This window comes from Streptosporangium sp. NPDC020072 (assembly GCF_040631445.1).
Classification (GTDB): Bacteria; Actinomycetota; Actinomycetes; order Streptosporangiales; family Streptosporangiaceae; genus Streptosporangium.
In genome coordinates this window covers 690,502-707,052 of record NZ_JBEYAB010000001.1, presented here as the reverse complement: position 1 = coordinate 707,052, position 16,551 = coordinate 690,502, and the positions used below count along the sequence as shown (strand labels likewise).

Here is a 16,551-nt window from a genome sequence, read left to right as displayed (position 1 = left end):
CACCCGGTTACATTCCGAACCCGGAAGTTAAGCTCTTCAGCGCCGATGGTACTGCACCGGGGACGGTGTGGGAGAGTAGGTCGCCGCCGGACAATCTTTGTGGGGGGGTCATCCTTTTGGGTGGCTCCCCTTTTTTTTGTTTTTGGGGTGGTGTGTGGGGGTGGCTGGGGGCCGCCCCCCGTTTTTTGTGTGTGGCTGTTGGGGGTTGTTCCCTGGGTGTGGGGTGGCGAAAGCTGCCCCTTTTTTGTTTCAGGAGCGGGGTGGGAGGGTGTGGGGTTCGCTGGACAGGATGGTTACCGCTCGTCCGGTCGGCTTCATCCGGTCTTCCAGGGGTGAGGGGCGGTGAGGCTGCCCCTTTCTCTGGTGCGGGGTGGCTTCGCCGTCGGGGCTGTTTCTTTTCTGGTTCAGCAGCAGCCTCCGGCAGCGGTCTCGGGGGAGGTGTTGTCTGCCGGCGGGGGTCCACGGGGTGGTCAGGTTGATCCTGTTCGCCCTGGTCGTGGACGGCCCTGGCTGCGGACGATGAGGTCCCGGGTCGGGGGCCGGAGAAGGCCGAAGGGCCGGCTCCTCCGGCGGCCGGTGTCCGACGGTCCCCACGGTCCCGGCATCGGGTCGGGAGCGAGCCGTACCTTCTCTGAAGGCGTGGTGAAGGGACGCACAGGGCCGTGGGGCAGGGGGAGGGGAGCCAAGGCCTTGGGGGAAGGGTTGGGTGCGAAGGGGGTCAAGATTTTGGGGACAGTGGGTGACGGTGGGTTGGGTGCGGTCGAAGGGGCGGTACTCGCCTGACGGCCTCAACAGCCGGGCGATCATGGCCTTCGTGAAAGGCAGGGGTCCGGTGATCAGTTGTTCGGCGCGGTGTGGAGCAGCGGCTCGATTCGATAGGGGACCTGGACGGACAGGGCGATCGTCGTGTCGGTGCGTTGCACTGCCGGCGAGGCCAGAATCCGGGCGATGATCTCCTGGAGGTCGGGTGTGCTCCGCGCGACGACGCGGCAGAGCAGGTCGGCCTGGCCGCTGGTGCCATACACCTCAAGGATCTCTGGGAGGGGGCGTAGGGCCTCTACGGCCTCGGCCAGCCGTCCCTGGGCGATCTGCAGGGAGACGAAGGCCAGAATGGGGTAGCCGACTCCCTCGGGGGTGACGGTTGGGCCGAAGTCGGCGATCACACCGCGGTTGATGAGTTTCTCGACGCGGGCTTGGACCGTGCCTCTGGCGACACCGAGCAGGCGGGCCAGCTCGGTGAGGCCTATCCGGGGGTTGGCTCGCATCGTCACCAGGAGGCGACTGTCAAGGTCGTCTATGGACACCGCATCAGACTAGGCGATATGACCAGTCATAGGTAGGTCTGACCATGCGATCTTGCGCGGATCGAGTAGTAAAACTGCTCTCTCTTGCCAACGTTTCTTGGGATTGCTGTCATTTTATGTATGTTCGAAGAAGCACAGTACTTCGCACCGGTGGCGACCCGTGACGACGGCACGGTGGAGGTCGAGCTGGCCGCCAGTCACCCCGGGTTCGCCGACCCCGTCTATCGTGCTCGGCGCAACGCCATCGCGGCGCTGGCGGTCGACTACGTGCCGGGTACGCCCATTCCGACGGCCGAGTACACCCCGCAGGAGCACGAGGTGTGGACGCTGGTCAGCCGTGAGCTGGCGACCAAGCACCGCGTGTACGCCACGGCGGAGTATCTGAACGCCGTCGAGAGGCTCGGTCTGCCCCGCGAGAGGATTCCGCAGCTCCAGGAGGTCAGCGAGCTGCTGTATCCGCTCACCGGCTTCCGTTACATCCCCGCCGCAGGGTTGGTGCCGCTGCGTGAGTTCTACGGTGTGCTGGCCGAGGGGTTCTTCCACTCGACGCAGTACATCAGGCACCACTCGACACCGCTCTACACGCCGGAACCTGACGTGATCCACGAGGTGATCGGACACGCCAACTCGCTGGCCTCCGACCGTTACGCGAGGCTGTACCGCCTGGCGGGTGGCGCGGCGCGTCGAGTCGAGAGCGACGCGGCGCTGGAGTTCATCTCGAAGGTCTTCTGGTTCACCCTGGAGTTCGGCGTGATGACCGACCAGGGTGAGCTACGGGCGTACGGCGCGGGCATTCTGTCCTCCTACGGGGAGATCGAGGAGTTCCGCGGGATGGACATCCGGCCGTTGGACGTCGCCCGTATGGGCACCACTCAGTACGACATCACGAAATATCAGGATGTTCTCTTCCGGGCTGACTCTCTGGACCACCTTGAGGACGTGGTCGGAGAATTCTGGGCCACATGTGACGACGAGTCCATCGCCAGACTGGTAGCCGACGCCCGCTGAGGGACGGCCTCTCAGCGGCGATCCTCACCGTAGGCCGCCATCTGAAGACGGAAGGGCTGGAGGCCGGGCCCGCTCGCTGATCAAGGACTTGTCCACTCTTCGGGCTGGGTTTGCCCGCGCCGGCTTCCGTCCTCGTCCGGTGGGATAGACCTCGATCATGGACTGGGGAAGCCCCGATCTGACGACGAGGATGACACGCCGAGCCGCCGTGACGGTCGCCGTGCTGACAACCGGGCTGACATGGGGGTGCGCGCCCGTGGGCGTGACGTCCGCCAAGGCCTTTCCCATGTCGCGGTCGCCCGTTCCGACGGAGGAACCGGCGCCTTCGGGGGAGGCGCCGAAGGAGGAGCCGAGGAGGACGGTGGCCTCGCCGAAGGTCGTCGCCTCAAGGCTCACCCGGAAGCTCGACCGGTTCCTCTCGGGGCGTGGCGTCCGCGTCGCGGCCGCGGCGCGCGATCTCAGCACCGGCCGCTCGTACGTCTACCACGGTGATCTGCGGTTGCCGACCGCCAGCGTCTCGAAGGTCGACATCCTGATGGCGCTGCTGCTCGACACGCCCTGGCGCGAGCTGGACGCGCGGACCAGGCGGGACGCGGAGAGGATGATCCGCATCAGCGACAACGCGGCGGCCGACCGGCTCTACGAGCGCATCGGGCTGCAGGACGGTCTGGCGCGGGCGAACCGGAGGTTCGGGCTTGGCGCCACCTACGCTCCACCGGGCCGGTGCGCGGGGCTGTACTGCTGGGGCATCACGCAGACGGTCGCGGAGGACCAGGTAAGGCTTGTCGGAATCCTGGCCGGGCACCGGGACCTGCTGCCGGAAGGGGACCGTGAACAGGTGCTCGGGCTGATGCGGAAGGTGGTCGCCAGGCAGGCGTGGGGGATCAGCGCCGCGGCCTGCGACGGAGGCCGGGTCGCGTTGAAGAACGGCTGGCTGCACCACGTGGCCAACAGGCTCTGGGCCGTCGCCAGTGTCGGCCTGATCCGGGAGCCCGGTCATGACTACGCCGTCGCCGTACTCACCGAGGACGGGCCGAGGAAGGACGCGGGTATCGCGGTGGCCGAGGGTACGGCCAGGCGTGTGCTGGCGGCCTTCCGCGGTGGAGAGTGCGCGAACGGCGCCGGTCGTCCACCGACCGGCGCCGAGGATCAGGCGGCCTTGTCGACCAGCCGGTAACCGACGCCCCTGACGGTCTGGATCAGCTGGTCGTCGGTGTCGCCGAGGCGGGCCCGCAGTCGTTTGACGTGCACCGCGATGGTGTTGGTCGAGGTGGTGTCCGTGGAGTTCCAGACGTGGCGCATTATCTGCTCCCGGGTCACCGTGCGATGCGCGTTGCGCATCAGGTAGTGCAGCAGTTCGAACTCCCGCAGGGGCAGATGGACGGTCCGCCCGCTGACCTTGACCTGGTAGGCGTTGACGTCGAGTTCCACGTTGCCCACCACAAGCGTACGGCGCATGCCAGACTCTCCGGAGAAGGCGGCCTGTACCAGAGGAAGGAGTTCAGGCACGCGGTACGGCCGGGCCACACAGGCGGTGGCGCCGGCCGAGAGTGCCTGGACGGCCTGTTCGGCGTGGTTGTCTCCCACGCCCAGCAGGACGGGTACCGCCCGCGTCAGCCGTACCGCGCGGATGAACTCCACCGCGCCGATGACCGGCAGTGAGGCGCTGACGAGTACCACGTCGGGTTGGAGCGCCCCGGCCTGCAACAGGGCCTGGGCGCCGTCGGCGACGCCCATGACCTCGATTCCCTCGCGTTCGAGGGCGTTGGCCAGACCCTGGACCAGAGCCGATTCCGGATCCGCCACCAGCAGCAGGGGCGCTGTCCGGGTGTCCCCGCTCACCTCGGGTGCCGTCTGCGGCTGGATCACCCGGGTCCTCCTTATGGGGTTGGTTTATCCGAAGCGGCCGGTGATGTAGTCCTCGGTCGCTTTCTGGCTGGGGTTGGTGAAGATGCGGGACGTGTCGTCCATCTCGATCACTCGGCCAGGCTGGCCCTGACCTGCGAGGTTGAAGAACGCGGTACGGTCGCTGACCCGGGCGGCCTGCTGCATGTTGTGCGTCACGATGATGATCGTGAACTGGCTCTTCAGCTCGGACATCAGGTCCTCGATCGCCAGGGTGGAGATCGGGTCGAGGGCGGAGCAGGGCTCGTCCATCAGCAGGACCTCGGGCTTGACCGCGATGGCCCTGGCGATGCACAGGCGCTGCTGCTGACCGCCGGACAGGCCCGCTCCCGGCTTGTTCAGACGGTCCTTGACCTCGTTCCAGAGGTTCGATCCCTTCAGCGAGGTCTCGACGATGCCGTCCATCTCGGACTTGGCGTATCCGCCGTTGAGCTTGAGGCCGGCCGCCACGTTCTCGTAGATCGACATCGTGGGGAACGGGTTGGGGCGCTGGAAGACCATGCCGATCATGCGGCGCACCGAGACAGGCTCGACGTCGGGGGCGTAGAGGTCCTCGCCGTCGAGCAGGACCTTGCCGTCGACGCGGGCGCCGGGGATGACCTCGTGCATGCGGTTCAGCGTCCGCAGGAAGGTGGACTTGCCACATCCGGAGGGGCCGATGAAGGCGGTGATCGACTGAGGCTCGATCGTCATCGAGATGTCCTCGATCGCCTTGTGCTTTCCGTAGTACGCGTCGAGGCTTGAAACCTGGATCTGCTGGCTCATCTGCGACGTTCCTCCTTCCTATCGTCTGGCGGGCGAGCGCCACCAGCCGATGAGGCGCGCCACCAGGTTGAGCAGCATGACGATCAGAATGAGCGTGAGCGCTCCGGCCCACGCCCGGTCAATGGCGACGTCGGTGGGACGGGCCGATTGGTCGAACACATAGAGCGGCAACCCCATCTGCGGCCCGTTGAAGGGGTCGGTGTTGATGGAGTCGGTGAAGAAGACGGTGAGCAGCAGAGGCGCCGTCTCACCCGCGACACGGGCGATGGCCAGCATGACGCCGGTCACGATGCCGGTGAACGCGGTCGGCAGGACGACCTTGACGATCGTCCGCCACTTGGGCACGCCCAGCGCGTACGAGGCCTCGCGCAGGTCGTTGGGGACCAGCAGGAGCATCTCCTCGGCGGAGCGCACCACGGTCGGCATCATCAGGATCGACAGGGCGAGGGCGCCCGCGAAACCGGAGAAGGGCATCCCCAGGGCCAGGATCCAGAAGGCCAGGATGAACAGGCCGGAGACCACGGAGGGGATGCCGGTCATGACGTCGACGAAGAAGCTGATCGCCCGGCTCAGTCGTCCGCCTCTGCCGTACTCGACGAGGTAGATCGCGGTGAGCAGGCCGATGGGGATCGAGATGACCGACGCCAGCAGGACCTGCTCAAGGGTGCCGATGATGGCGTGGTAGGCGCCGCCGCCCGCGTCCCTGGCCCCGACGTTGCGCATCGAGTGGGTCAGGAACTCCATGTTGAGCCTGGCGAAGCCGTTGCTGAGCACCAGCCAGAGGACGGAGAGCAGCGGTACGACGGCGATGGCGAACGACAGGTAGACGAGCCCATGGACGATCTTGTCCTTGGCGCGTCTGCCTGCGGAGATGCGCCGGATCGCGGGCGCGTGCTGGATCGCGGTCATGCGGCTGCTCCGGAGAACTCCTTGCGGCGGGCGACGATCAGGCGTGCCGCCGTGTTGACCAGCAGCGTGATGATGAACAGCACCAGACCGGAGGCGATCAGCGCGCCACGGCCGACCGGACCCGCCTCGGCGAACCCGTTGGCGATGTTGGCGGCGATGCTGTTGCCCTCGGGAGCGAGGATGTGGAAGTTGATGCCGAACGTCGCGGGGAAGATGAGGGCGACGGCGATGGTCTCGCCCATGGCGCGGCCGAGGCCGAGCATGGAGGCGCTGATGACGCCGGGTCGTCCGAAGGGCAGCACCGCGGTCTTGACGACCTCCCAGCGGGTCGCGCCGAGGGCCAGCGCCGCCTCCTCGTGCATCCGCGGCACCTGGAGGAAGACCTCCCGGGAGATCGCCGCGATGATCGGCAGAATCATGATCGCAAGGATGATCGAGGCGGTCATGATCGAGTGGCCGCCGACCGATTCGCCGCCGAACAGCGGGATGAACCCGAGGTACTCGTTGATGAACTCGTAGGGCCCCTGGACGAGCGGGACGAGGAAGATGACGCCCCACAGGCCGTAGATGACGCTGGGCACCGCGGCGAGCAGGTCGATGACGTAGCCCAGGACGCCGGCCAGACGGCGGGGAGCGTAGTGGGAGATGAACAGCGCGACCCCGACGGCCACGGGCACGGCCATGACCAGGGCGAGGAGCGAGCTGAGCAGGGTGCCGAACGCCAGGGCCGCGATACCGAAGGACGGCTCGGTGTTGTTCGGCGTCCAGGTGAGGGTCCCCAGGAAGCTTCCTTGGTTGGCCTGGAGGGCGGGAACCGCCTCGACGATCAGGAAGACGGCGATGGCCGCCATGATCGCCAGCAGGAGGATTCCGGCACCCGTCGAGGCGTATCGGAAGGGGGTCTCACCTCGGCTGCGCCGCGAGGCGGGCCGGCCGGTGGCCGGCCCGCCGTCGCGAGTACGAAGTGACGTGGCCATCAACTTAGGAGATCGCCTCGACGGCGGTGCGGACCTTGGCGACCAGCGTCGCAGGCAGCGGGGCGTAGCCGAGGTTGGTCAGCGCCTGCTGGCCCTCGTCGCTGGCGGTGTAGGTCAGGAAGGCCTTGACGAGCTTGGACTGGTCCTCGGGGAGACCCTTCTCGCAGGTGATCTCATAGGTCACCAGGACGATCGGGTAGGCGCCTGCGGCCTTGGTCGCGTAGTCGATGCTCAGCTTCAGGTCGTTGCCCTGGCCGGTGATCTCGGCGGCCTCGACCGTCTTGCCCGCGCTCTCCGGGGTCAGCTCGACGAACTCGCCGGAGCCGTTGGCGACCTTGGCCTTGGACAGGCCGGAGTTCTCGGCGAAGGAGAGCTCGACGTAGCTGATCGCGCCGACACCGGTCTTGACCGCCTGCGCGATGCCGTCGGAGCCCTTGGCGCCCTGGCCCTTGGCCTCGGCGGGCCACGCCTTGGCGGGCTCGTACGGCCAGTCGGCGGTCTTGGACAGGAACTTGGTGAAGTTGTCGCTGGTGCCCGACTCCTCCGAGCGGTGGAAGGCCTGGATCGCCGTCGAGGGGAGCTTGGCGTCGGGGTTGTCCTTCTTGATCGCCTCATCGTCCCACTTGGTGATCTTGCTGTTGAAGATGTCGCCGATGGTCTTGGGCGAGAGCTGCAGGTTGTCCACACCGGGCAGGTTGTAGACCACGGCCACGGGGCCGATCACCATGGGGAGGTTGATCGCCTTGCCGGTCTTGCAACGGGCGTCGGCCTGGGCGGGCTCGCCCTTGTCGTCCTTGAGGGCCGAGTCGGAACCCGCGAACGAGACCGTGCCCTGGATGAAGGCCTGGATGCCGGCGCCGGAGCCGCTGGGCTGGTAGTTGAGGCTGACCCCCGAGTTCGCCTGCTGGAAGTTCTTCTTCCACTCGTCGATGGCGTTGGCCTGGGCCGAGGAGCCGGCGGCGTTGATCGTGCCGCTGAGGCCGCCGGAGCCCGATCCGGCCGACGAGGCGTCGGTGGCCGGTGTGGAGCCGTTGGCGGAGCCGCCGTTGTTATCGGTGCCGCACGCAGCGAGCGAGAGCGCGCCAACAAGGGTGACCGCGGCGAGCCGGCCTGCATACTTCACGGTTGGGTTCCTCCCACTAAGTCCTTCAACGTTCAGGAGAGTAGGGAGGCAAGGTGACTCAAAACCGGTAGAAAGATGAACGCAAAATGAATGCATCCGGTCGCTGTCGTGGCGATCCCTTGGGCCGGACTTGGAGCGCTCTCCGGGTGCGGTTGCCGGTGGCATACCCGCCGGACACCAGGATATGGGTGTGCTGAACTGCCCAGACGGGGCCTAACCGGATTGAACGGTTCCCGGGAGGTCGTGAACGATCGAACGGCCCATCAGGTGAACGGCCGGTGATCATCGAGCGAATGCCGGGGCGCCCGGCCGTACCGGGTGGGTTCACCGGGGGCCTGGAAACGGTCTCTTCGAATGGCTTGGCCTGCGGGGCCGAAACCCCGCAGGCGGCGTCACACGGGCAGGGTGAGCGGGCCGCCGCCGAGGCGCTTGAGGGCTTCGGCGTGCAGGAGGCCGTTGCTGCACACCAGGCTGCCGCCGTCCAGGCCGGAGGCTCCGGACAGGTCCGTCCAGATGCCGCCGGCCTCCTCGACGATCACCGTCAGCGCCGCGATGTCCCAGGGGGACAGTTCCGGCTCGGCGGACAGGTCGACCGCCCCCTCGGCGACCAGCATGTGTGACCAGAAGTCGCCGTAGGCGCGGCTGCGCCAGACCGCCCTGTTCAGGTCGAGGAACTCGGGGAGTCTGCCCGCCTCCTCCCACCCGCCGAAGCTGGAGTAGGAGAAGGAGGCGTCGTCGAGACGGGAGACCGAGGAGACCTGGCAACGGGTGGCCTTGGTGAGGCTCTTGCCCGTCCAGGCGCCGCTGCCGTGGGCGGCCCACCAGCGCCGGCCGAGCGCGGGGGCGGAGACCAGTCCGACGACGACCCTGCCCTGGTCCATCAGGGCGATGAGCGTGGCCCAGATGGGGACGCCCCGCACGTAGTTCTTGGTGCCGTCGATCGGGTCGACGATCCAGGAACGGGAGCCGTTCCCGGTGCTGCCGAACTCCTCACCGATCACCGCGTCACGCGGGCGGGCCCGGCCGAGTGTGTTGCGGATGACCTCCTCGACCGCCCGGTCGGCGTCGCTCACCGGTGTGAGGTCCGGCTTGGTCTCGACCTTCAGGTCCACGGCCTTGAAGCGGCGCATGGTCAGGTCGTCGGCGGCGTCGGCCAGGACGTGTGCCAGGCGTAGGTCGTCGTTGTAGTCCGTCACGTTGGGCCACGCTATCGCGTCGCCGGTCGGTTATAGGAGGTGGAGGAAGATGCGGGGGGATTGCGGCGCGTCATGCGAATGGTCGGGAACATCGGGTGTTACCCGCGAGTAGCATGCGGTCATGACGTTCGACGTGGGTGCCTTCATGCTGCAGAGCGTTCCGTTCGCACGGACGCTGGACATCACCTTCGACAGGGTCGGGCACGGAATCGCGGTCGCGCGGATGCCCGACCGTCCCGACCTGCGCAACCACGTGGGCGGCCCGCACGCGGGAGCGCTGTTCACCCTCGCCGAGTCCGCCTCCGGCGCCGCGATGCTGTCGGCCTTCGGCGACCAGTTGACACGGGCCACCCCGCTGGCCGTCGGTGCCGCGGTCCGCTACGTGAAGCTGGCGATGGGCGAGGTCGTCGCCGAGGCGCGCCTTTCGGCCTCCAGGGAGGAGGTCGTGGCCAGGTTGGACGCGGGGGAGCGCCCCGAGTTCGAGGTCGCGGTCACCGTCGGCACGGCCGACGGCACGCCGGTCTGCGAGGTGACCGTCACCTGGACCCTGCGTCCCAACCGCTGAGCCGTACGGGATCAGTCGTCGTCGGCGGCGCCCTCGCGGCTGGCGAGCAGGCGGCGCAGCGAGACGAGCCGGGCGGGGTCGGCGTGGCCCGCCTCGACCCAGGCGTCGAGGGCGCACTCCTCGCCCAGGTGACTGCAGCCCTTCGGGCACTCGACGGTGCCCTCGACCAGGTCGGGGAAGCCCGCCAGGACGGTCTCGACGGACACGTGCGCCAGCCCGAAGCTGCGCACGCCGGGCGTGTCGATGATCCACCCGCCCTCGGGGAGCTCAAGGGCGACGGCCGAGGTCGAGGTGTGGCGGCCCCGGCCGGTCACCGCGTTGACGTGGGAGACGGCCCGGTTGGCGTCCGGGACCAGGGCGTTGACCAGGGTCGACTTGCCCACGCCCGAATGGCCGACCAGCACGCTGACCCGGTCGAGGAGGCGATGCCTGATCTCGTCGAGAGGACCGCCCTTGTGCAGCACCACGTACGGCACGCCCAGCGGGGCGTAGAGGGAGACCAGATCCTCCGGTGAGGACAGGTCGGCCTTGGTGAGGCACAGCATCGGCTCGATGTCGGCGTCGAACGCCGCGACCAGCATCCGGTCGATCATGCGGGGCCGGGGCGGCGGGTCCGCCAGGGCCGTCACGATCACGAGCTGGTCGGCGTTGGCGACCACGGGACGCTCGATGCCGTCGGTGTTGTCGGTGTCGTCCGCGGAACGGCGGAGCATGGAGCTGCGGGGCTCGACGCGGACGACACGGGCCAGCGTGTCGGAGTCGCCGGAGACGTCCCCGACCAGGGCGACCCGGTCACCGACCACGATGCCCTTGCGGCCCAGCTCTCTGGCCTTCATGGCGACGACGATCCGGCTGTCCTTCTTCGGCGGCTCGACCAGGCAGGTGTATCGGCCGCGGTCGACCGCGACCACGAAGCCCTCGACCGCGTCCTCGTGCGCAGGACGAATCCGCGTCCGGGGCCGGGAGCCCTTCCCCGGCCGGATCCTGACGTCGTCCTCGTCGTACTCCCGCTTTCTCAGTTTCGCCGCCTCGATCCGTCCATGACCCCGAAGACCCGGAACCCGGTCCTCAACGCGTCTCCCGCAGCATGTCCGCCCACATGGAGGCGAACTCGGGCAGGGTCTTGCCGGTGGTCGCGATGTCCTCGACCTCGACACCGGGCACCGCCAGGCCGATCACCGCGCCCGCGGTCGCCATCCTGTGGTCGGCGTAGGAGTGGAAGACGCCGCCTCTGAGCGGACGCGGCCTGATCTCCAGGCCGTCCGCCGTCTCGTTCGCGTCGCCGCCGAGTCCGTTGATCTCCGCGACCAGGGCGGCCAGACGGTCGGTCTCGTGTCCGCGGATGTGGGCGACGCCGCCGATGCGGCTGGGCGAGTCGGCCAGCGCGGCCAGCGCGGCGATCGTCGGGGTCAGTTCGGCCACGTCACGCAGGTCGGCCTCGATGCCGTGGACGCTCCCGGTGCCGGTGACCGTCAGGCCGAGCGGAGTGTGCTCGACCGAGGCGCCCATGTCCGCCAGCAGGCTTCTGAGCTGGTCACCCGGCTGTGTCGTGTTCGTCGGCCAGTCCGGCACGGTGACCGAGCCACCCGTGATCATCGCGGCGGCGAGGAACGGCGCCGCGTTCGACAGGTCGGGTTCGACGGTGAAGTCCCTGGCCGCGATCGGCCCGGGCTCGACCCGCCAGACGTCGGGCTCGGAGTCGTCGACGTGGACGCCGTACTCGCGCAGCATCGAGACGGTCATCAGGATGTGCGGCTGTGAGGGGATGGGCGGGCCCTGGTGCCGTACGGTGACGCCCTTGTCGAAGCGGGAACCGGTCAGCAGCAGGCCGGAGAGGAACTGCGAGGAGCCGGAGGCGTCGAGCGTGACCTCGCCGCCGGACAGCGGGCCGCGTACGGTGAACGGCAGCGCGTCGCCGCGCACCTGGGCGCCGAGGGCGCGCAGCGCGTCCAGGATCACCCCCATGGGGCGTTTGCGCGCGTGCGGGTCGCCGTCGAAGGAGACCTCACCGTCGGCCAGCGCGGCCACCGGCGGCACGAACCGCATCACCGTGCCCGCCAGCCCCACCTCGATGTGCGCCCCGCTGACGACCGGACCGGGGGTGATGGTCCAGTCGGAGCTTGAGGCGCTCTCGCCGGACGGGGTCATCGTGGCGCCGAGCGCCCGCAGGGCCTGGGCCATGAGGTCGGAGTCACGGCTGCGCAGCGCCCGCCGTACGGTGCCGGGGCCCTCTGCCAGGGTGGCGAGCAGCAGCGCGCGGTTGGTCACGGACTTCGACCCGGGAAGGGAGACGGTCGCGTGGACGGGAGAGGTCGCGGTAGGTGCGGGCCACAGCGGAGCGGACATGGGCAAAAGCCTACCGGGATGAGGGGCCCGCGCCTTCGAAGGCGTGGCAAGGTGGGGGATATGTGCGGGAGATACGCGTCCACGCGACCGAAGCAGGAGCTGCTTGAGGAGTTCGAGGTCGAACTGGACGGCGCCGCGGAGGAGGACCTGGGGCCGGACTACAACGTCGCGCCGACCAAGCCGGTCTACGCGATCCTCAGCCGCGTGCCCAAGGAGGGTCCGGGCGACCGGGCGGTACGGCAGCTGCGGATCGTCAAATGGGGACTGGTCCCGGCCTGGGCGAAGGACCCGTCGATCGGCTCGAAGATGATCAACGCGCGGGTGGAGACGATCGCGGAGAAGCCGTCCTTCCGCAGGGCGTTCGCCCAGCGCAGGTGCCTGTTGCCCGCGGACGGCTACTACGAGTGGGCGGTGCTTGAGGAGGGCGGGACGGCCAAGAGGCCGAAGAAGCAGCCCTATTTCATCCACCCCGCCGACGGCGAGGTCATGGCGATGGCGGGGATCTACGAGTTCTGGCGCGACAAGGGCAGGGCCGAGGACGATCCGCTCGCCTGGCTGACGACCTGCGCGGTCGTCACCACCACGGCCCGTGACGAACTGGGCGCCATCCACGAGCGGATGCCGATGCTGATCGAACGGGACCGCTGGGCGCAGTGGCTCGACCCCGGCGTCCCCGAGGCGGAGGAGTTCCTGGTGCCCGCCGCCTCGGCGGGGCTGACGGCCTATCCCGTCTCAAGCGCGGTGAACTCGGTGCGCAACAACGGTCCCGAACTCGTGGAGCCGCTCCCCGAGGACCGAGGAGACGGTCAGGCGCTGTTCTGAAAGAGCCGGGAAAGGAAACCTCTCGGTAAACGGTGTGGAAACCCTCCGTAGCGGGCATCCGCTGAGGGAGCGATGCCTCATGGCGCCATCGGTGGGGCGTTCGCCCGCAGACCTCATCGTCTTGCCGCCTGACGGGAGAAGTCGGGGAAATCCCTTCACAGGCCGCCCCCACCCTGCGGAGGTGCGGATTCGTGGACGCCGCGACCGTGCGCATGCGCCTGGAGAGCATGCTCGCCGAGCTCGACCGGTCCATCGGGGTTCTGCGAGGGGACCCACTGGCCGGATGGGAACGTTCCCTCGCGGACGCCGGATCCGTCCTGACCGACGCCGACCGGACGCTGGCCATGCTGGAGGCGGCGACCGTGCAGCGCCGCGCGGTCGCCGACGCGCTCAGACGTCTGGAGGAGGGGGTCTACGGCCGCTGCGCCGACTGCGGCCAGGCCGTACCGGAGGGCAGGCTTGAGGCGCGCCCCGAGGCCGCCCGCTGTGTCCGGTGTCAGTCGCGGCGCGAACGCCGCCGCTGAACGCTCCTCACACCCGTCTGGCGCTGGCCACCAGGTGGATGCCGACGGTGTCGTCGTCGTCCGGGTGCGCCTCAAGCTCGGTGTTGACCAGCCAGGTGAGCGCCCTGGAGTCGGAGGCCAGGACGTGGTCGACCGTCGAGGGGGACAGCACCGTGCGGGGCCGTATCCACTCGACCTCCAGCCCCGCGCCGGTGAGCAGCTCGCGGAGCTGGCCGCTGCTGAAGCAGCGGGTGATGCTGCCGTCCGGCCAGGGCACGAGCATGACCTCGTCCGTCTGGCGCAGGTGGGCCCAGTAGTTCTGCTCGGCGAGGATCGCCATCCCCAGCACCAGGGAGTCGACGCAGACCAGGGCCCGCCCGCCGGGGCGCAGCACTCTGGCGACGTCGCCCATCGCGGACTCGGCCATGAGCTCGACCGACATCGCGCGTTCCTCGGCGAGCACGGCGTCCATGCTCTCGTCGGGCAGGAAGCGCAGGTCGTCGGCACGTACCTGGCGGACCTTCGAGGCGTCGTGCAGCGCCTGTCCCTCGACGGCCCTGCGGAAGTCGACGACCTCCAGCACCCGGTGCCCGGCTCTGGCGGCCTGGGCGGACCAGCGGCCCCTGCCCCCGGACAGGTCGAGGACGGTCGAGGGGCTCTCCGGCAGCCAGCGGCTCAGTTGCTCGGCGGCTACGGCTCGGTAAAAGGTCCAGTACGGCCCGAGCGTTCCTGAGCCGTTCAGCTCTTCGGCCGGGATGGGCAGCACAAGCGGCTCCTGGCGTCTGGTTTCCGGTGGTCTCCAGTACCTACCGGTACGTATGGTTTTCCCCACACCGGGGTGTTCGTCACCTTCTATCTTGTGGGAACAGATGGCCGGGCGGGGGTGTTGCAGCGGACAACACAGATCCTTTCGGGAGGTTGGCCAGCCGATGCTCGCCTTGATCGAACCCGTCGTCCGCCCCGGTGATCGGTCATTCCCTGATGAGCGGGTATTCTCCGCTCAGTACGGCGTCCCGCGTCAGCAGGACTCCGGCGATACTAAGGGGGTGGGTCCGGTCCCTGCGACAGACGAGGAGACTCTGGAGCAGCGGAGCGCGCGGTTCGAACGGGATGTCATGCCCTATCTCGACCAGCTTTACTCCGCGGCCCTTCGGATGACCCGGAACCCGGCGGATGCCGAAGACCTCCTTCAGGAGACCTTCGCCAAGGCCTTCGCGTCCTTCCACCAGTTCCAGGAAGGCACGAACCTCAAGGCCTGGCTGTATCGCATCCTGACCAACACCTTCATCAACAGCTACCGCAAGAAGCAGCGGGAGCCCAAGCAGTCGGGCGCCGAGGAGATCGAGGACTGGCAGCTCGCCAGGGCCGAGTCGCACACCTCCGGCGGCCTGAAGTCGGCGGAGATCGAGGCGCTCGAACACCTCCCCGACAGTGACGTCAAGCAGGCGCTCGCCGCCCTGCCCGAGGAGTTCCGCATCGCGGTCTACCTCGCCGACGTGGAGGGCTTCCCCTACAAGGAAATCGCCGACATCATGGGCACGCCCATCGGGACCGTGATGTCGAGGCTCCACCGCGGCAGGCGTCAGCTGCGGACGCAACTTGAGGACTACGCCCGTGAGCGTGGTCTGGTCCCCGCGGAGGGTGCGAAGTGAGCGAGCACGGCGACTTCTGTGGCGAGGTGATCGCATGAGCTGTGGAAAGCCCCACGCCACCGACTGCCGGGACGTCCTGGAGAAGGTCTACACCTACCTCGACGGCGAGCTGGACGAGGGCAACTGCGCCGACATCCGCGTGCACCTGGACGAGTGCGGCCCCTGCCTGGAGGAGTACGGTCTCGAACAGGTGGTCAAGCAGCTGATCGCCAAACACTGCGGCTGTGACAAGGCCTCCGAGGACCTGCGTGCCAAGGTGCTCGGCCGGATCGAGCAGGTCCGCTCCGAACTGAGGGGCTGACCTCTTAGGATCTCTCGTACGGCTGTGCCAAACGAGAGACCTGGGGGTTGGGCATGCGGATACTCGTCACCGGTGGGGCCGGGTTCATCGGTTCCACCCTGGTCGACCGGCTGCTGGCCGACGGCCACGAGGTCACCGCGGTCGACGACCTGTCCGGTGGAGACCGGGGCAACCTCGCCGCCGCGGCCGAGAGCCCGCGCTTCTCCCTGCACGAGATGGACATCCGCGACCCGGCCCTGATCGGCCTGGCCGCCGAGGTCAGGCCCGAGGTGATCTGTCACCTGGCCGCGCAGATCAGTGTGCGCAAGAGCGTGGCCGACCCCGTCCACGACGCCAGGCTGAACGTCGAGGGGACCGCCTCGGTGCTGACCGCCGCCCACCGAGGCGGCACCAGGAAGGTCGTCCTCGCCTCCTCCGTCGCCGTGTACGGCAGGCCCGCCGTCATCCCGGTGCCCGGGGACGCGGCCACCGACCCGCGCTCGCCGTACGCGGCGTCCAAGCTCAGCGCGGAGACCTACCTGGCGACCTTCAGGGCGTTGTACGGCATCGAGTACACCACGCTCGTGCTCGCGAACGTCTACGGCCCGCGCCAGTCTCCGCAGGGGGAGGCGGGGGTGGTGGCCATCTTCACCGACGCCCTGCTCAACGGCACCCCCACGGTCGTGTACGGCGACGGCACCCAGACCCGTGACTACGTGTTCGTCGACGACGTGGTGGACGGCTTCGCGCGGGCCTGCGGGCAGGAGGGCGACGGCCGCAGGTTCAACCTGGGCACGGGCGTCGAGACGACGGACCGGGCGCTGCACTCCCTGGTCGCCGCCGCGGCGGGGGCCCCCGACGCGCCGGACAGCGCGCCGGCCAGGCTCGGCGACCTGCCGGCGATGGCGGTCGACCCCACCCCGGCGTTCGAGGGCCTCGGCTGGCGGCCGGGAACGGACCTGGCCGCCGGGCTGAAGGTCACCGTCGACTGGGCCAGGGCCAGGCGTACGGCGCCGTAACCGGGTGCGAGCCGTACGGGATGGTCCGTGATGGCGTGGGGTGATGGATTGGTTACGCTTTGCTTGCGATTCCACGTCTGCCGGTCTTGGCCTGTTCGGCTTCTGTAGCCTGAGTGGGAAATCGACATGGAGGCAGCGCATGTTGAAGGAAACGGTCACCCCCATCCGACTGGGGAT

At 68.6% G+C, this 16,551-nt stretch carries 18 protein-coding genes and 1 rRNA gene; 9 read left to right on the top strand and 10 right to left on the bottom strand.

What is annotated here, in order from left to right; all coding sequences use genetic code 11:
- Positions 1 to 92: ribosomal RNA gene (rrf, locus tag ABZ470_RS03300) — 5S ribosomal RNA — on the top strand; the annotation flags it as partial.
- Between the two features lie 744 nt (positions 93 to 836).
- Here the strand turns inward: rrf and ABZ470_RS03295 are convergent.
- Complete coding sequence (locus tag ABZ470_RS03295) at positions 837 to 1,304, bottom strand: Lrp/AsnC family transcriptional regulator (protein ID WP_352015076.1); 468 nt, start codon at positions 1,302 to 1,304, stop codon at positions 837 to 839.
- 120 nt (positions 1,305 to 1,424) lie between these two features.
- On the opposite strand from ABZ470_RS03295, the gene ABZ470_RS03290 reads away from it, so the two are divergent.
- Together ABZ470_RS03290 and ABZ470_RS03285 are read left to right on the top strand one after the other, a co-directional pair.
- Positions 1,425 to 2,312 carry a phenylalanine 4-monooxygenase gene (locus ABZ470_RS03290; protein WP_352015077.1) on the top strand — a complete coding sequence of 296 codons (888 nt, stop codon included), beginning with the start codon at positions 1,425 to 1,427 and terminating at the stop codon, positions 2,310 to 2,312.
- A 361-nt stretch (positions 2,313 to 2,673) separates the two neighbouring features.
- Positions 2,674 to 3,489: a serine hydrolase gene (locus ABZ470_RS03285; RefSeq protein WP_362909629.1), complete on the top strand. Its 816-nt coding sequence runs from the start codon at positions 2,674 to 2,676 to the stop codon at positions 3,487 to 3,489.
- Here the strand turns inward: ABZ470_RS03285 and ABZ470_RS03280 are convergent.
- The 6 genes from ABZ470_RS03280 to hisN form a co-directional block, all read right to left on the bottom strand.
- The gene (locus ABZ470_RS03280; protein ID WP_352015079.1) at positions 3,462 to 4,181 is read right to left on the bottom strand and encodes a response regulator transcription factor; all 720 of its coding nucleotides are present in this window, start codon (positions 4,179 to 4,181) and stop codon (positions 3,462 to 3,464) included. The genes ABZ470_RS03285 and ABZ470_RS03280 overlap by 28 nt on opposite strands.
- A 24-nt stretch (positions 4,182 to 4,205) precedes the next feature.
- Positions 4,206 to 4,982, bottom strand: a complete 777-nt coding sequence (gene pstB, locus ABZ470_RS03275; RefSeq protein ID WP_352015080.1) for a phosphate ABC transporter ATP-binding protein PstB — start codon at positions 4,980 to 4,982, stop codon at positions 4,206 to 4,208.
- A gap of 18 nt (positions 4,983 to 5,000) precedes the next feature.
- Entirely contained in the window at positions 5,001 to 5,891 is an 891-nt protein-coding gene (pstA, locus tag ABZ470_RS03270) for a phosphate ABC transporter permease PstA (protein WP_352015081.1), read from the bottom strand.
- Positions 5,888 to 6,868 carry a phosphate ABC transporter permease subunit PstC gene (gene pstC, locus ABZ470_RS03265; RefSeq protein WP_352015082.1) on the bottom strand — a complete coding sequence of 327 codons (981 nt, stop codon included), beginning with the start codon at positions 6,866 to 6,868 and terminating at the stop codon, positions 5,888 to 5,890. The genes pstA and pstC overlap by 4 nt, the downstream gene beginning before the upstream one ends.
- Positions 6,869 to 6,872: 4 nt before the next feature.
- Complete coding sequence (gene pstS / locus ABZ470_RS03260) at positions 6,873 to 7,991, bottom strand: phosphate ABC transporter substrate-binding protein PstS (RefSeq protein WP_352015083.1); 1,119 nt, start codon at positions 7,989 to 7,991, stop codon at positions 6,873 to 6,875.
- A gap of 392 nt (positions 7,992 to 8,383) precedes the next feature.
- A complete protein-coding gene (gene hisN, locus ABZ470_RS03255) occupies positions 8,384 to 9,187 on the bottom strand; it encodes a histidinol-phosphatase (RefSeq protein ID WP_362909627.1) in 804 nt (267 codons plus the stop codon).
- Between the two features lie 121 nt (positions 9,188 to 9,308).
- Between hisN and ABZ470_RS03250 the strand changes: the two genes are divergently transcribed.
- Positions 9,309 to 9,752, top strand: a complete 444-nt coding sequence (locus tag ABZ470_RS03250) for a DUF4442 domain-containing protein (RefSeq protein WP_352015085.1) — start codon at positions 9,309 to 9,311, stop codon at positions 9,750 to 9,752.
- 11 nt (positions 9,753 to 9,763) lie between these two features.
- Here ABZ470_RS03250 and rsgA read toward each other — a convergent pair whose 3' ends face one another.
- Together rsgA and aroA are read right to left on the bottom strand one after the other, a co-directional pair.
- Positions 9,764 to 10,771 carry a ribosome small subunit-dependent GTPase A gene (gene rsgA / locus ABZ470_RS03245; RefSeq protein WP_352015206.1) on the bottom strand — a complete coding sequence of 336 codons (1,008 nt, stop codon included), beginning with the start codon at positions 10,769 to 10,771 and terminating at the stop codon, positions 9,764 to 9,766.
- Positions 10,772 to 10,820: 49 nt separating this feature from the next.
- On the bottom strand, positions 10,821 to 12,098 hold the full coding sequence (gene aroA, locus ABZ470_RS03240; RefSeq protein WP_362909625.1) for a 3-phosphoshikimate 1-carboxyvinyltransferase: 1,278 nt from the start codon (positions 12,096 to 12,098) through the stop codon (positions 10,821 to 10,823).
- A 60-nt stretch (positions 12,099 to 12,158) separates the two neighbouring features.
- On the opposite strand from aroA, the gene ABZ470_RS03235 reads away from it, so the two are divergent.
- Both ABZ470_RS03235 and ABZ470_RS03230 read left to right on the top strand, forming a co-directional pair.
- On the top strand, positions 12,159 to 12,920 hold the full coding sequence (locus ABZ470_RS03235; RefSeq protein WP_362909623.1) for an SOS response-associated peptidase: 762 nt from the start codon (positions 12,159 to 12,161) through the stop codon (positions 12,918 to 12,920).
- Positions 12,921 to 13,111: 191 nt separating this feature from the next.
- The gene (locus ABZ470_RS03230) at positions 13,112 to 13,444 is read left to right on the top strand and encodes a TraR/DksA C4-type zinc finger protein (protein ID WP_352015088.1); all 333 of its coding nucleotides are present in this window, start codon (positions 13,112 to 13,114) and stop codon (positions 13,442 to 13,444) included.
- 7 nt (positions 13,445 to 13,451) lie between these two features.
- On the opposite strand, the gene ABZ470_RS03225 is transcribed toward ABZ470_RS03230, so the two are convergent.
- Positions 13,452 to 14,189 (bottom strand): methyltransferase domain-containing protein, encoded by a 738-nt coding sequence (locus ABZ470_RS03225; protein WP_352015089.1) that lies wholly within the window; start codon positions 14,187 to 14,189, stop codon positions 13,452 to 13,454.
- A gap of 280 nt (positions 14,190 to 14,469) precedes the next feature.
- Here ABZ470_RS03225 and ABZ470_RS03220 point away from each other — a divergent pair, with 280 nt between their 5' ends.
- From ABZ470_RS03220 to ABZ470_RS03210, 3 genes are read left to right on the top strand one after another with little or no spacing between them, the layout of a single operon-like run.
- A complete protein-coding gene (locus ABZ470_RS03220; RefSeq protein WP_184720417.1) occupies positions 14,470 to 15,075 on the top strand; it encodes a sigma-70 family RNA polymerase sigma factor in 606 nt (201 codons plus the stop codon).
- Positions 15,076 to 15,109: 34 nt separating this feature from the next.
- Positions 15,110 to 15,376: a mycothiol system anti-sigma-R factor gene (rsrA, locus tag ABZ470_RS03215; protein WP_362780414.1), complete on the top strand. Its 267-nt coding sequence runs from the start codon at positions 15,110 to 15,112 to the stop codon at positions 15,374 to 15,376.
- Between the two features lie 53 nt (positions 15,377 to 15,429).
- Positions 15,430 to 16,374 carry an NAD-dependent epimerase/dehydratase family protein gene (locus tag ABZ470_RS03210; protein WP_352015091.1) on the top strand — a complete coding sequence of 315 codons (945 nt, stop codon included), beginning with the start codon at positions 15,430 to 15,432 and terminating at the stop codon, positions 16,372 to 16,374.
- The last annotated feature ends 177 nt before the right edge of the window (positions 16,375 to 16,551 follow it).

Coding starts and splice junctions, on each gene's coding strand:
- ABZ470_RS03290 (WP_352015077.1), top strand. CDS start 1,425: ATGTTCGAAGAAGCACAGTACTTCGCACCGGTGGCGACCCGTGACGAC.
- pstB (WP_352015080.1), bottom strand. CDS start 4,982: ATGAGCCAGCAGATCCAGGTTTCAAGCCTCGACGCGTACTACGGAAAG.
- pstA (WP_352015081.1), bottom strand. CDS start 5,891: ATGACCGCGATCCAGCACGCGCCCGCGATCCGGCGCATCTCCGCAGGC.
- pstC (WP_352015082.1), bottom strand. CDS start 6,868: ATGGCCACGTCACTTCGTACTCGCGACGGCGGGCCGGCCACCGGCCGG.
- ABZ470_RS03250 (WP_352015085.1), top strand. CDS start 9,309: ATGACGTTCGACGTGGGTGCCTTCATGCTGCAGAGCGTTCCGTTCGCA.
- aroA (WP_362909625.1), bottom strand. CDS start 12,098: ATGTCCGCTCCGCTGTGGCCCGCACCTACCGCGACCTCTCCCGTCCAC.
- ABZ470_RS03235 (WP_362909623.1), top strand. CDS start 12,159: ATGTGCGGGAGATACGCGTCCACGCGACCGAAGCAGGAGCTGCTTGAG.
- rsrA (WP_362780414.1), top strand. CDS start 15,110: ATGAGCTGTGGAAAGCCCCACGCCACCGACTGCCGGGACGTCCTGGAG.
- ABZ470_RS03210 (WP_352015091.1), top strand. CDS start 15,430: ATGCGGATACTCGTCACCGGTGGGGCCGGGTTCATCGGTTCCACCCTG.